The 13,351-nt window shown below is 73.4% G+C and carries 13 protein-coding genes; 7 read left to right on the top strand and 6 right to left on the bottom strand.

Annotated elements, in window-relative coordinates:
• Window positions 1–58 precede the first annotated feature (58 nt).
• Window positions 59–532, top strand: coding sequence for a helix-turn-helix domain-containing protein (locus ACFVAJ_RS02985; protein ID WP_376941307.1), 474 nt, complete (start codon window positions 59–61; stop codon window positions 530–532).
• Here ACFVAJ_RS02985 and ACFVAJ_RS02980 read toward each other — a convergent pair.
• The 3 genes from ACFVAJ_RS02980 to ACFVAJ_RS02970 form a co-directional block, all read right to left on the bottom strand.
• Complete coding sequence (locus tag ACFVAJ_RS02980) at window positions 514–1,140, bottom strand: ClpP family protease (RefSeq protein ID WP_376941306.1); 627 nt, start codon at window positions 1,138–1,140, stop codon at window positions 514–516. The genes ACFVAJ_RS02985 and ACFVAJ_RS02980 overlap by 19 nt on opposite strands.
• Entirely contained in the window at window positions 1,137–1,757 is a 621-nt protein-coding gene (locus ACFVAJ_RS02975) for a ClpP family protease (RefSeq protein WP_376941305.1), read from the bottom strand. The genes ACFVAJ_RS02980 and ACFVAJ_RS02975 overlap by 4 nt, the downstream gene beginning before the upstream one ends.
• 91 nt (window positions 1,758–1,848) lie before the next feature.
• Window positions 1,849–2,373: a MarR family winged helix-turn-helix transcriptional regulator gene (locus ACFVAJ_RS02970; protein ID WP_376941304.1), complete on the bottom strand. Its 525-nt coding sequence runs from the start codon at window positions 2,371–2,373 to the stop codon at window positions 1,849–1,851.
• A 101-nt stretch (window positions 2,374–2,474) separates the two neighbouring features.
• On the opposite strand from ACFVAJ_RS02970, the gene ACFVAJ_RS02965 reads away from it, so the two are divergent.
• Complete coding sequence (locus ACFVAJ_RS02965) at window positions 2,475–3,047, top strand: NADPH-dependent F420 reductase (protein ID WP_376941303.1); 573 nt, start codon at window positions 2,475–2,477, stop codon at window positions 3,045–3,047.
• 69 nt (window positions 3,048–3,116) lie between these two features.
• Here ACFVAJ_RS02965 and ACFVAJ_RS02960 read toward each other — a convergent pair whose 3' ends face one another.
• On the bottom strand, window positions 3,117–3,950 hold the full coding sequence (locus ACFVAJ_RS02960; RefSeq protein ID WP_376941302.1) for an MBL fold metallo-hydrolase: 834 nt from the start codon (window positions 3,948–3,950) through the stop codon (window positions 3,117–3,119).
• A gap of 60 nt (window positions 3,951–4,010) precedes the next feature.
• On the opposite strand from ACFVAJ_RS02960, the gene ACFVAJ_RS02955 reads away from it, so the two are divergent.
• The 3 genes from ACFVAJ_RS02955 (at window position 4,011) to ACFVAJ_RS02945 (ending at window position 7,715) form a co-directional block, all read left to right on the top strand.
• Entirely contained in the window at window positions 4,011–4,739 is a 729-nt protein-coding gene (locus ACFVAJ_RS02955; protein ID WP_376941301.1) for an NUDIX domain-containing protein, read from the top strand.
• A gap of 2 nt (window positions 4,740–4,741) precedes the next feature.
• Complete coding sequence (locus ACFVAJ_RS02950; RefSeq protein ID WP_376941300.1) at window positions 4,742–6,205, top strand: phytoene desaturase family protein; 1,464 nt, start codon at window positions 4,742–4,744, stop codon at window positions 6,203–6,205.
• A gap of 67 nt (window positions 6,206–6,272) precedes the next feature.
• Window positions 6,273–7,715, top strand: coding sequence for a lipase maturation factor family protein (locus ACFVAJ_RS02945; RefSeq protein WP_376941299.1), 1,443 nt, complete (start codon window positions 6,273–6,275; stop codon window positions 7,713–7,715).
• 210 nt (window positions 7,716–7,925) lie between these two features.
• On the opposite strand, the gene ACFVAJ_RS02940 is transcribed toward ACFVAJ_RS02945, so the two are convergent.
• Window positions 7,926–9,368, bottom strand: a complete 1,443-nt coding sequence (locus ACFVAJ_RS02940) for an MDR family MFS transporter (RefSeq protein WP_376941298.1) — start codon at window positions 9,366–9,368, stop codon at window positions 7,926–7,928.
• A gap of 149 nt (window positions 9,369–9,517) precedes the next feature.
• Here ACFVAJ_RS02940 and ACFVAJ_RS02935 point away from each other — a divergent pair, with 149 nt between their 5' ends.
• A complete protein-coding gene (locus ACFVAJ_RS02935; protein ID WP_376941297.1) occupies window positions 9,518–10,645 on the top strand; it encodes an AI-2E family transporter in 1,128 nt (375 codons plus the stop codon).
• 48 nt (window positions 10,646–10,693) lie between these two features.
• Window positions 10,694–11,809 (top strand): glycerate kinase, encoded by a 1,116-nt coding sequence (locus ACFVAJ_RS02930; RefSeq protein WP_376941296.1) that lies wholly within the window; start codon window positions 10,694–10,696, stop codon window positions 11,807–11,809.
• Window positions 11,810–11,832: 23 nt separating this feature from the next.
• On the opposite strand, the gene ACFVAJ_RS02925 is transcribed toward ACFVAJ_RS02930, so the two are convergent.
• Window positions 11,833–13,182 (bottom strand): GNAT family N-acetyltransferase, encoded by a 1,350-nt coding sequence (locus ACFVAJ_RS02925; RefSeq protein WP_376941295.1) that lies wholly within the window; start codon window positions 13,180–13,182, stop codon window positions 11,833–11,835.
• Window positions 13,183–13,351: the final 169 nt, after the last annotated feature.

The raw sequence follows: 13,351 nt of genomic DNA, 5'->3' as shown, positions 1-13,351 counted from the left end.
GTTCTGCTGTGAGCGGATCGAGCTGTCGCCCGCTCGGCTCGGCGGTTAGCCTCGGGGCATGGGCAAGGTCGTCGAGTTCCCGCGAGCACCGCGCACCGCCAAGCCGCTCTGGCGCAACGAGCTGGGTGAGGTGCTCCGCGGCGAGCGGCTCGCCCAGGAGCGCATCCTGACCGAGGTCGCCGGGGCGGCCGGCGTCTCGCCCCAGTACCTCTCCGAGATCGAGCGCGGTCGCAAGGAGGCGTCGAGCGAGGTGCTCGGCTCGGTCGCCGAGGCGCTCGGCCTCGAGCTCGTCGAGCTCGTGCACCGGGTGGCCGAGTCGCTCGAGGCCCGGCGCGAGCTCGAACGCCGCGAGGCCGAGCGGCGCGAACGCCTCCAACGCGAGGTGTCGTTCGCGTTCCGCGCCGACGTGCCGGCGAGGCATCCCGCGTCCGACGTCGACGCCGTGCTCGTGCTCGACCTCGACGCCGCGACGGCCGCGGGCGGCGCGACCGTCGTCGCACCGCCCGGCGGCGTCTACCTGCTCGCCGCGTAGGCGGCGCCCGCACCGACGGCGACCTGCGCCGTCAGCACGTGATCGGCGAGCCCGTACTCGACGGCGGCGGCCGCCGACAGGATGCGGTCGCGATCGGTGTCGCGTCGCAGCGTCGCCGCGTCGTGCCCCGTGTCGGCGGCGAGCGCCGCCTCGAGCTCGGCCCGCACGCGCACGACCTCGTCGGCGTGGATGATCAGGTCGGGGATCGAGCCCCGGCCCTGCGTCGAGGGCTGGTGCAGCACGACCCGTCCGTGCGGCAGGATCGCCCGCTGCCCCTTCGCCCCGCCGGCGAGCAGCACCGCGGCCGGCCCGGCCGCCTGGCCGACGCACGTGGTCGCGACATCCGGCCTGATGTGCTGCATCGTGTCGTAGACCGCGAGCGCCGCGCCGGGCGAGCCGCCGGGGGAGTTGAGGTAGAGGCTGATCGGGGTCTCGCTCGACTCGGAGGCGAGGTGGAGGAACTGCGCGATGAGCACGTTCGCGACGCCGTCGTCGATCTCGGTGCCGAGGTAGACGATGCGCTCCGAGAGCAGGCGGCTGTAGACGTCGAGCGAACGCTCGCTGTTGCCGCGCTTCTCGACGACGTAGGGGATGGTGTAGCTGCTCATGCGGTCGCTCGCAATCCGGTCTGGGGGCGCTCGGCCCGGGGGAACATCTCGTCGAAGCCGTCGGCGATGCGATCGATGAAGCCGTAGTCGACCGCCTCCGTGGCGGTGTACCAGCGGTCGCGCAGCGAGTCCTCGGCGATGCGCTCGAGGGGCTGGCCGGTGTTCGCCGCGGTGATGCCGAGCACGGTGTCGCGCATGTGGCGCAGGTCGTCGGCCTGCAGCTCGACGTCGACGGCGGTGCCGCCGATGCCCGCCGATCCCTGGTGCATGAGGATGCGCGCATGCGGCAGGGCGAAGCGCTTGCCCGGCGTGCCCGCGCTGAGCAGGAACTGGCCCGCGCTCGCCGCGATGCCGTACGCGATCGTCGACACGTCGTTCGGGATCGAGCGCATCAGGTCGGCGATGGCGAGCATCGCCGACACCGAGCCGCCGGGCGAGTTGATCCAGAAGCGGATGTCTCGGCGCGGGTCGTCGGCCGCGAGGGTGACGAGCTGCGCGCAGAGGCGGTTGCCGCCCTGCTGGTCGAGCTCGTCGCCGAGCACGATGATGCGTTCGTGGAAGAGCCGGGCGGTGAGCTCGGCGTCGATCGGCTGGATGGCCGGGGTCTGTTCGCTCATGCCCTCAGCCTGCGCCGTGGGGGCGCGGCGCGGGCCCGATGCTGCCGACGGCAGCGCTGCTGTGAGCAGCGCTGCCCCGGGCGGCGAAGCCCTAGCTCGCGAGCGTGCGGACGACCGGCCCCTCGCTGAACTGGCAGGAGGTGGCCGAGAGCCGCTCGTCGGGATCGAGCTTCGCGAGCACGGCGCCCGCGATGACGTAGAGCTGTTCGAGCTGCTCGGCGCTCAGCGCGTCGAACACGTTCGCGCGCACCGTGCCGACGTGCCCGGGGGCGGCGCCGGCCATGAGCTCGAGCCCGGCCTCGGTGATGGTCGCGTTCGTCGCGCGCCGGTCTTCGGGGCAGGGGAATCGTCGGATCAGCCCTCGCTCCTCGAGCCGGCGGGCGACGTGCGAGAGGCGCGGCAGGGTCGCGTTCGTGCGCGAGGCGAGCTCGGTCATGCGCATGGTGCGGTCCGGGGCGTCCGCGAGGGCCATGAGCGCGACGTACTCGAAATGGGTGAGGCCCGCGTCGCGGAGGAGCTGCGCGTCGAGTGCGCCGGGCAGCAGTTCGGCGACGGCGATGAGGCGCACCCAGGCCGCCGATTCCTCGGGGGAGAGCCACTGCGTTTCGTCTGCCATGCCTCGATTCTAGCGCATTGGTTGACGCAACAACTGAATTGGGCTATCGTAATAGTTGTCGTAACAAGTAATCGCGTCGAACGGCGCGGGGAGGAATCGCAATGACGACCGTCAGCATCATCGGAAACGGCAACATGGGCAGCGCGATCGGCGGCATCGTCGCCGCGGGCGGCAACAGCGTCGAGGTCATCGGCCGCGACGTCTCGCAGCCGATCACGGGCGACATCGTCGTGCTCGCCGTGCCCCACTTCGCACTCGCCGAGATCGTCGAGGCCCGTGGTGCCGAGCTCGCCGGCAAGATCGTCGTCGACATCACCAACCCGCTCGACTTCGAGACCTTCGACTCGCTCGTGCCCGCGTCCGACAGTTCGAAGGCGGCCGAGCTCGCCGCGCTCCTGCCCGAGTCGCGCGTGCTCAAGGCGTTCAACACCAACTTCGCCGCGACCCTCGCCTCGAAGTCGGTCGGCGACGAGGAGACCACCGTGCTCGTCGCGGGCGACGACGCCGTGGCCAAGCAGGCCCTCATCGACGTCGTGCGCGCCGGCGGTGTGAAGGCGATCGACGCGGGATCGCTCAAGCGAGCCCGCGAGCTCGAGTCGATCGGCTTCCTCCAGCTCACCCTCGCCGTGCAGGAGAAGATCGGCTGGACCGGCGGCTTCGCCGTCGCGGCCTGACGCACGGCGCATCGCACGGATCGCCCGGTTCCTCGTGGAACCGGGCGATCCTGCGTCTGGGCGGGTGCGTCAGGCGGGCTCGCGCAGGTAGCGCAGCTGCGCACGCATGGATGCCTCGGCCGCGCCCCGCACCGAGGCATCCGTGTCGGCGTAGACGAGGTCGGTGACCTCGCCGACCGTCGCGTCGGCGCCGAGCCGGGCGAGTGCGGCGCGCACCTGGTCGAGCCGCTCGGCCCGGTGCGCGAGGTAGGCGTCGCAGATCGCCGCGAGGTCGGACAGCGCAGGGCCGTGACCCGGCAGCACGGCGACCGGCCCGGGCGTGCCGAGCGCGCGCAACCGTTCGAGCGAGTCGAGGTACGGGCCGAGCGCGCCGTCGGGGTCGGCGATGATCGTCGTTCCCCGGCCGAGGATCGTGTCGCCGGTGAGCACCGCGAGCGGCGAGCGGTCGCCGTCCTCCCGGGGTTCGCCCGTCTCGCCGAGCAGGGCGAAGCACGCCGAGTCGGCCGTGTGCCCGGGGGTCGCGAGCACCTCGAGCTCGACGCCCGCCCCGACGATGCGCTCGCCGTCGGCGAGCGGCGCCGCGCCGCGGCAGAACACGGGGTCGATCGCCCGCACCGGAGCCCCGGTCAGCCGCGCGAAGGCGTCGATCCCCTCGGTGTGGTCGGCGTGGTGGTGCGTGATGAGCACGAGTTCGACCTCGCCGGCGCCCGCGAGCAGCTCGAGGTGGCCGGCATCGGCGGGTCCCGGATCGACGACGATCGTCGAACGGGCGCCGGGCGCCTGCAGCACGTACGAGTTCGTGCCGTCGAGGGTCATCGGGCCGGCGTTCGGTGCGAGCACCGCGCGGGCCAGTCGCGACGGCCCGGCCGCGTCGACCCGCTCCTGCGCTGCGGCGTCATCCATCCCGGCAGTGTATCGGCCCGCCCCGGTGCGAGGTGGGGCCGACCGGCCTAGTCTGAGTGGATGGACAGCGCGCCCGAGTCCCCGAGCTCTTCCGTCGCCACCCGATCCGCCGCCACCGTCGTGCTGCTGCGCGACGGCGAGCTCGGCCTCGAGGTGCTGCTCGCCGAGCGGCCGAGCGATCGCGGCTCGTTCGCCGGCGCCTGGGTGTTCCCGGGCGGTGCCGTCGACGAGGCCGACGCGCTCGGCGGCCCAGCCGACGGGCTCGAGGCCGCCCGGCGCGCCGCCGTGCGCGAGGTGGAGGAGGAGGTGGGCCTCGTCATCGACGGGCGTGAGCTCGTGCCCTTCTCCCTGTGGACCCCGCCGCGCGGTGCTCCCAAGCAGCTGACGACGGCGTTCTTCGCCGTGCGCGTCCCCGACGGCGAACTGCGGCTCGCCCCCGAGGAGGTCGTCTCCGCGGAGTGGATCCGGCCGGTCGACGCCCTCGACCGGCACGCCGCGGGTGGCATGACGCTGTGGCCGCCGACGTGGGTCACCCTGCACGGGCTGCGCGGGGCCCCGTCGGTCGACGCTGCGCTCGCCGGGTTCGCCGCCGGTGAGGTGCGCTCCTACCGGGCCCGCCGCGACGACGCCCGCCGCATGGTGCTCTGGCAGGAGGACGACGAGTACGACGCCGCCCCGGGCGGGGAGGGGCGCGGCCCGGCCGTGCCCGACGACGCCCCCGATGCCCAGGGCAACCGCCACCGACTCATGATGGACCGCCTGCCCTGGGTCTATCTCCACACCTTCTGAGCATGGTCGACGTCACCGTCGTCGGATCGGGGCCCAACGGGCTCACCGCCGCCGTCGTCGCCGCGCGCGCCGGGCTCACCGTGCGCGTCGTCGAGGCGGCGCCGACCATCGGCGGGGGCGTTCGCACCGCTGAGCTGACGCTGCCCGGCTTCCGGCACGACGTCTGCTCGGCGGTGCATCCGGCGGCGCTCGCCTCCCCGGTGTTCCGCGAGCTCGGCCTCGTCGACGGGCCGCGCGCGCCCGAGTGGATCCTGCCCGAGGCCTCCTACGCGCACCCGTTGCCGGGCGGCCGTGCCGGCATCGCCTGGCGCGACCTCGACCGCACCGTCGACGGGCTCGGCGCCGACGGCCGGGCGTGGCAGCGTCTCGTCGGACCGCTCCTCGCCCGCCAGGACGGCGTCGTCGACTTCACGGGTTCGCAGCTGCTCCGGGTGCCACGCGATCCGATCGCGGCGTTCCGATTCGGCCTGCGCGCGCTCGATCAGGGCACCCGAGCCTGGGACCGGCGTTTCACGGGGGACGTCGCGCCGGCGCTCTTCACGGGCGTCGTCGCGCACGCGGCGGGCGGTCTGCCTTCGCTCGCCTCGGCGGGCGCCGGACTGCTGATCGCGATGCACGCCCACGGCGTCGGCTGGGGGCTGCCGAAGGGCGGATCCCAGGCGATCGCCGATGCGCTCGCCGCTGAGCTCGCCGAGCACGGCGCCGAGATCGTGACGGATGCGCCGGTGCAGTCGCTCGACGAGGTGGGCGGCTCGCGCGCGGTGCTGCTCGACACCTCGCCCGAGCTGCTGTTCAGCGCCGAGCTGCCGCACCGCTACGAGCGCGCGCTGCGTCGCTACCGCTACGGATCCGGCGTCGCGAAGGTCGACTTCGCGCTCGACGGTCCGGTGCCGTGGGCGAACCCCGCCGTCGGACTCGCGCCGACCGTGCACCTCGGCGGCAGCCGGCGCGAGATCGCCGCGGCCGAGAACGCGGTCGCGCGAGGCCTGCAACCCGGGTTGAACGCGCAGATCGCCGGCGACGGCGGCGCCCCGAGGCATCCGTACGTGCTCGTCTGCCAGCCGAGCGTCGTCGACCCGAGCCGTGCGCCCGCGGGCAAGCAGGTGCTGTGGGCGTACACCCACGTGCCGGCGGGGTCGACGCTCGACGCGACCGAGCTCGTGACCGCTGAGGTCGAGCGCTTCGCGCCGGGGTTCCGCGACGTCGTGCTCGCGAGCGCGGCGAGCTCGGCGCACGAGATCGGGATCTACAACCGCAACTACGTCGGCGGCGACATCTACTCGGGGGCGCTCGACCTCACCCAGCTCGTGAAGCGCCCGGTGATCTCGACGGCGCCGTGGCGCACCCCCGTCGACGGCGTGTACCTCTGCTCGAGCGCGACCCCGCCCGGTCCCGCCGTGCACGGCATGAACGGGTGGTACGCGGCGAAGCTCGCCCTCCGCGAGCGGTTCGGTCTCCGCGTCTGACTCCGGCGGCCCCGAACGGGGCGCCCAGCTCCTGCGCGACGGGCGGGCCGCGGCGTAGCGTTGAGGGGTGGACTGGACCGCCTGGTTCGACGCGCACGACTACGAGGTCGCCCGCCAGGTGCTGCAGCGCGGCGTCGGTGCACTGGCCGTCGTCGCGTTCTGGTCGACGCTGAACCAGTTCCGCCCGCTGCTCGGCGAGCGGGGCCTCCTGCCGGTGCCCGAGCTGCTGCGCCGCGCCTCGCGGCTGCGCGGCCCGAGCCTGTTCCGCTGGGGGTACACCGACCGGCGGCTCGTCGCGGTCGCCGTCGCCGGGATCGTGCTCGGGGCATCCGTCGTGCTCGGGCTGCCGCAGCTCGGCCCGCCGTGGCTGCCGATGCTCGTGTTCCTGGGGCTCTGGCTGCTCTACCTCTCGATCGTCAACGTCGGGCAGACCTTCTACGGGTTCGGATGGGAGATGCTGCTCTGCGAGGCGCTGTTCACCGTGGCGTTCCTCGGCTCGAACTCGCAGCCCCCGTCGATCACGATCGTCGTCGCGGTGTGGTGGCTCGTGTTCCGGCTGGAGTTCGGCGCCGGCATGATCAAGATCCGCGGCGGTCGCGAGTGGCGCGACCTCACGGCGCTCATGTACCACCACGAGACCCAGCCGATGCCGGGACCGCTCAGCCGCCAGGCGCACCTGCTGCCGCCGTGGTTCCACCGCGGCGAGGTGCTCGGCAACCACTTCGCGCAGCTCGTCGTGCCGTTCCTGCTGTTCGTGCCGGGGTGGGTCGGCGCGGCGGCGGCCGCGATCGTCATCGCCACCCAGCTCTGGCTCATCGTCACGGGCAACTTCGCCTGGCTCAACTGGATCACGGTCGTGCTCGCCGCCGCGGCCGTGCCCGACTCGGTCTGGCATGCGCTCGTCCCGGCGATCCCGGCTGATCTCGGCACGGATGCCTCTGGGTCGCCCGTCTGGTGGACGCTCGTCGTGCTCGCGGCCTCCGCATTGCTGCTCGTGCTCAGCTGGTGGCCGCTGCGGAACCTCTTCTCGCGGCGCCAGCTCATGAACGCCGCCTTCAACCGGTGGATGCTCGTGAACGCCTACGGCGCGTTCGGCACCGTCACGAAGCGGCGCATCGAGATCGTCGTCGAGGGCACGCTCGACGAGGTGCCCGACGAGGATGCCGCGTGGTCGGAGTACGGCTTCAAGGGCAAGCCCGGCGACGTGCGCGCGGTGCCGCGGCAGTGGGCCCCGTATCACCTGCGGCTCGACTGGCTGATGTGGTTCCTGCCGCTCGGGCGCATGTGGGAGCCGTGGTTCGGGGTGCTCATCGAGCGTCTGCTCGCGGCCGACGCCCCGACGCTCGCGCTGCTCGCCCGCGACCCGTTCGACGGGGCGACGCCGAGCTGGGTGCGGGTGCGGGCCTACCACTACCGCTTCGCGACGCGGCGGGAGTTCCGGGCGACGGGGGACCGCTGGGTGCGGACCCTCGAGGCCGAGATCCTGCCGCCCGCCGCCCGTTGGGACTGAGGGGAAGTCGGCGAGTCACAGGATCGAACCCGGGGAATCGAGCCGTCAGCGGTGCGGCGGGCTGGATTCTCCTGCAACTCGTCAAGGTGCGGCCGGGCGGCGACCACTGAGTGACGGGTCGCAGGAGCAGATCGGCTGATCGGGCTTGCGGCGCGGCGTGGCGGGAGGATTCTCCTGCGACTCGTCGGGCCGCCCCTCAACCCACTCGTGTCAGGCGGCGGCGGCCGCCTCGGCCGGGCGGTGCTCGATCTCGTCGACCCGGGCGCGCGGCATCACGAGCGCCGCGGCGATCGTGAGCACCGCCGCGACGGCGACGGCGAAGAACACCGTGGCCGAGGCCGCCTGGATCGCGACGGGCGAGTGGTCGCCGAGCCCCGAGCGGGCGATCACGCCGTTCGCGACCGCACCGAAGATCGCGACGCCGACGGCGCTGCCGACGGAGCGGAGGAACATGTTCGCCCCCGTCACCACGCCGCGCTCCTCCCACGGCACCGACGACTGGGCCGCGATGAGGGTGGGCGACGCCACGAGCCCGAGGCCGAGGCCGACGATGAAGCACGCGATCGCCGTCGTCCACACGTTCGGCACGAACGAGGCCGCGAAGAGCGCGGCGCTGCCGAGCACGGCGACCGCGAGCCCGATGAGAGCGGTGGCGCGGAACCCGATGCGGAGGAACAGGCGCCCCGCGTTCGAGGCGGCGATCGGCCAGCCCAGGGTGAGTGCGGCGACCGCGAGGCCCGAGACCAGCGGCGAGGCATCCGCCGTGATCTCGAGGAAGGTGGGCACGTAGGAGGTGAGCCCGATGAGCACGGCGCCCACGCCGAGCGAGATGAGCGAGGTCGTCACGATGAGGCGGCGCGAGAACACCCAGAGCGGCAGCACCGGCTCGGCCGCGCGGCGTTCGATGAGCACGAACGCGAAAAGCAGCAGCCCGCCGATGCCGAACGCGCCGAGGCTCTGCCACGAGAGCCAGGCCCACGCCTGCCCGCCCTCGAGCACGGCGAGGATGACGAGGGTGAGCCCGAGGGTCAGCACCGTCGCACCGGCCACGTCGATGCGGTGCTTCTGGCGGCCGAGCGACTCGTGGTAGCCCCGCCAGAGCATGACGGCGGCGAGGATGCAGAGGGGGATGTTGACGAAGAAGATCCACCGCCACGACAGGAACTCGGCGAACACCCCGCCGAGCGTCGGGCCGATGACCGAGGAGGCGGCCCAGACGCTCGCGATGTAGCCCTGCACCTTGGCGCGTTCGCGCACCGTGTAGATGTCGCCGGTGATCGTGATCGAGACGGGCAGCACGGCCCCCGCGCCGAGACCCTGCACCGCTCGGAAGACGATGAGCGAGGTCATGTCCCACGCGACGCCGCAGAGGATCGAGCCGAGGAGGAACAGCCCGATCCCGACGAGCATGATGGGCTTGCGCCCCACCGTGTCGGCGAGCTTCGAGTAGACCGGCACCGAGACGGCCTGGGCGAGCAGGTAGATCGAGAACAGCCACGGGAACTGCGAGAAGCCGCCGAGATCCTCGACGATCGAGGGCACCGCCGTCGCGAGGATCGTCGAGTCGATCGCGATGAGCCCGGTCGCGAGCATCACCGCGATGAGCACCGGCCCCCGCTCGGATCGGAATCCCACACCCGTCGTGTCCGCCATGCCCGCTCCTCGCCGGGGCGCACGGTGCCGCCCCGCTGTGGTGCAACGCCCCGGGTCGCGAATCATTCCATCCGTTCGCGGCGGCTGCCGGATCGAACTCGCCGGGTCAAGGGGATGCCTTCGGCCGGGGCGCGCATTACCGTCGAGGCATGCGAATCCGAACGAAGCGAGCGGTCGCACCCGAGCCGCCCGCGGCCCAGGTCACGAGCGACGGCGACGCGCGCGGTCCAGAGGTGAAGATCCGGGCGTTCCGCATCGGATTCATCGGGGCGCTCGGCGTGCTGCTGGCGCTCATGCTCGGCGGGATCATCGCCGAGCTCGGCACCGTCATCCTCTACGTCGCGCTCGCACTGTTCCTCGCGCTCGGCCTCGATCCGGTCGTCAGCTGGCTGCAGCGCAGGGGGATGCCCCGGTGGGCCGCCATCCTCGGCGTCGTCATCGTCGTGGTCGGCCTCTTCGTCGGCCTCATCGCGACCATCGTGCCGCTCGTCGTCGAGCAGACGACGTACGTCATCGAGAACTGGCCGACGATCGTCGAGAACTTCAAGCACAGCGACCTCGTCGGCTGGCTCAACAGCGTCTCCGGCTCGGGCGACGCGCTCAACGACGCGATCGAGTCGGTCGGCAAGTGGCTCGCCGACCCCGAGAACCTGGGCTCGCTCGGCGGCGGCATCCTCGCGGTCGGCGCCGGCATCGCGGGCGGGTTCACCGGGGCGACGATCGTGCTCATCCTCACCCTCTACTTCCTCGCCTCGCTCGACTCGATGAAGCGCTACGCCGCCCGCTTCGTGCCGGCCTCCTCGCGCCCCGGCTACCGGGACGTCTCGGAGGAGATCACGGGCTCGGTCGGCCGCTACGTCATGGGCCAGGTCAGCCTCGCCGCCGTCAACGGCGTGCTGAGCCTCATCTTCCTGACGATCATCGGGGCGCCCGCCCCGATCCTGCTCGCGTTCATCGCCTTCCTGTTCTCGCTCGTCCCGCTCGTCGGCACGCTCACGGGCGCGGTGATCATCACGCTCGTGTGCCTCGCCGCCGGCCCGCCGACGGCGCTCGCCGCCGCGATCTACTACCTCATCTACATGCAGGTCGAGGCCTACGTGCTGAGCCCCCGCATCATGAACCGCGCGGTCTCGGTGCCGGGCGCGCTCGTCGTGATCGCCGCGGTCGCCGGCGGCACGCTCGGCGGGGTGCTCGGCGCGCTCGTCGCGATCCCGGTGGCCGCCTCGCTCATCATCATCGTGCAGAAGGTCGTGTTCCCGAGGCAGGACTCGATCTAGCCCGCGCGCCGGCTCGCGCCGAGCGGCCCGACTCCGAGGAGGAGCCCGATGCGTCGTGTCGTGATCGCCCCCGACTCGTTCAAGGGCACCGCGACCGCGGCCGAGGCCGCCGCCGCGATCGCCCGGGGCTGGCGTACGATGCGCCCGGGCGACGAGCTCGTGCTGCACCCGATGGCCGACGGCGGCGAGGGCACGCTCGACGCCTTCGCCGCGGCGGTGCCCGGGGCGACGCGGATGCCCGTCACCGTGACCGGGCCGCTCGACGCGCCCGTCGCCGCGCACTGGCTGCTGCTGCCGGGCGAACCCGCGACGGGCGTCGTCGAGCTCGCCGTGACGAGCGGCATCACGCTCCTCGACCCGCTCGCGCCGCTCGACGCGCACACCCGCGGATTCGGTCAGGCGATCGCCGCGGCGCTCGACCACGGGGTCGTGCGGCTCCTGCTCGCGCTCGGCGGCAGCGCCTCGACCGACGGGGGAGCCGGGGCGCTCGCCGCGCTCGGCGCGGAGCTGCTCGACGGCGCGGGGCGGCCGGTCCCGAGCGGCGGCCGCGCGCTCGCCCGGCTCGCCGAGGTGCGGCTCGACGGTCTCCGACGCCCGCCCGTCTCCGGTGCCCGACTCCTCGTCGACGTCACGAACCCGTTGCTCGGTGCGACCGGCGCCGCCGAGGTGTTCGGCCCGCAGAAGGGCGCGACGGCCGCCGACGTCGCCCTGCTCGACGCCGGTCTCGCCCGGCTCGCCGAGCTGCTGCCCGGCACCGACCCGACGACGCCCGGCGCGGGCGCCGCAGGCGGCACCGGCTTCGGCCTCCTCGCGTGGGGCGCGGGCATCGCCCCCGGCGCCCGTACCGTGGCCGAGACGATCGGGCTGCCCGGCGCCCTCCACGGCGCCTCGCTCGTGATCACCGGCGAGGGGCGCTACGACGGGCAGTCGGCCGCCGGCAAGGCGCCGTCAGAGGTCGTCCGCCTCGCCGAGGCCGCGGGGATCCCCGCCGCGCTCGTGGCCGGGCTCGTGTCCGTCGAGCCCGTGCGCGCCGGGTTCGCGGCGAGCGCCTCGCTCACCGAGCTCGCCGGCAGCGGCGCCGCCGCCGTCGCCGAACCGCTCCGATGGCTCGAACGGGCCGGCGCCGAGCTCGCGGCGGGATGGACCGACCCGGTCCACTCGTGACGACCCGGCGGGCGGCGCGGCGCTCAGAACCAGACGCTGAGGTGCGGTGCCCGCGGCGACGAGAAGAGCCGGTCGGCCAGGGCGAGCGATCCCGGTGTCGTCTCGACGACTCGGCCGGCGCGGGCGAGCAGCGACGGCGCGACGTCGCCGAGGTAGATCGCCGCGAGCTCGGCGACGCCGAGACGCAGGCCCTGCGCGGGGCGAGAGCGGCGGGCGGCGTAGGCCGTGGCATCCGGCGCGCCCTGCTCGAGCCGACGCACCTCGGCGTGACCCTTCGCCGAGAACTCGAGCTCGAAGCGGCCCGCGGCGTAGCCCTGCGGGTCGTCGACCTCGAGCACGAGCGAACCGCTGCCCGTGTACCGGCGGGCCTCGAGCGCCGCGACCGGGTCGAGGATGCGCAGCCAGAGGTGGTCGTGCGACTCCGTCACGCTGATCGCCCGACGGTCGGTCAGGAGCCAGGGCAGCGGCTCGTCGATCGATCGCAGGCGTCCGCGGATGCGGGTCACGAAGTCCTGTTCGACGAGGAACCGCCAGAGCGCCCGCTCGGCCTCGTCGCTCGCCGCGGCCATGAAATCGAACTCGATCACGCCCGCCATGTCGCCCTCGTGGCGCACCCGGAAGACGACGAATCCCTGCGGCTGGTCGTGCCGGTCGTCGTAGCGGGCGACCCGGACCGCGCGGGAGCGCTCGCTGTCGGGGTGATGGGTGCCGAGCACCCGGTCGAGCAGGCCCGGCCAGCGGTCGATCTCGCCGGGGGTCCGGGCCACGGCGCGGCGGGCGATCGCCGCGGCCTGCTCGCGCATCGCGGCGGGGGCGACGAACTGCACGCGGCCGGGCTCGGCGGCGCCGGCCCACGAGACGCGCCGGCGGTCGACCTCGATGGTCGTCGCCCGTGCGGCGGGCGCGTAGCCGTAGCGTCCGTAGATCGTCGCCTCGGTCGCGGTGAGCATCGCCACGGCGGCGCCCGCGGCGACGGCGTTGTGGAGCTCGCCCTCCATCAGCGCGCGGGCGACGCCGCGCCGCCGGTGCGTCGCGGCGACCGTCACCGAGCTGACGGCCCAGCCGTCGACGCTCCGTCCGCCGGGCACGCTGAGGCCGGTCGGCCAGCTCGCGACGGTCGCGACGGGGATCTCGGGCTCGTCGAGCGTCGGGTCGTAGACGCCGTGCACCCGTCGATCGGAGATCACCCCGATCTCGCGCTCGAGCTCCTGCTCGTTCGGAACGGCGTTGTGGAAGCCGCGGCTGTCGGCCTGCGCCCAGGCCGCGAGCGCCGCACGGTCATGCGGGTCGATCACTCGGTATGCGAGACCGCGTGCGGCGAGCGCGGCCTCGGCCTTCTGGTCGAGCGGGATGTCTCGGAGATCGAACGGCATCGATCCAGACTAGCGACGCAGCCCGCGTGCATGCCGGGAGTCGGGGAATCGACGCTCGCGCCGTGGTCGACCGTGCGATAACCTAGTGCCTTCGAATCGATTCGAGTGCGGTAGCAGGGCTCGGATCCGCACGACGGCGCCCACGCGGTGCCGTCGTCGTCGTTCCCGG

The sequence above is a fragment of the Agromyces sp. NPDC057679 genome (assembly GCF_042799635.1).
GTDB lineage: Bacteria > Actinomycetota > Actinomycetes > Actinomycetales > Microbacteriaceae > Agromyces.
The sequence above is the reverse complement of the archived record's forward strand: the minus strand, read 5'-3'. Positions and strand labels throughout refer to the sequence as shown.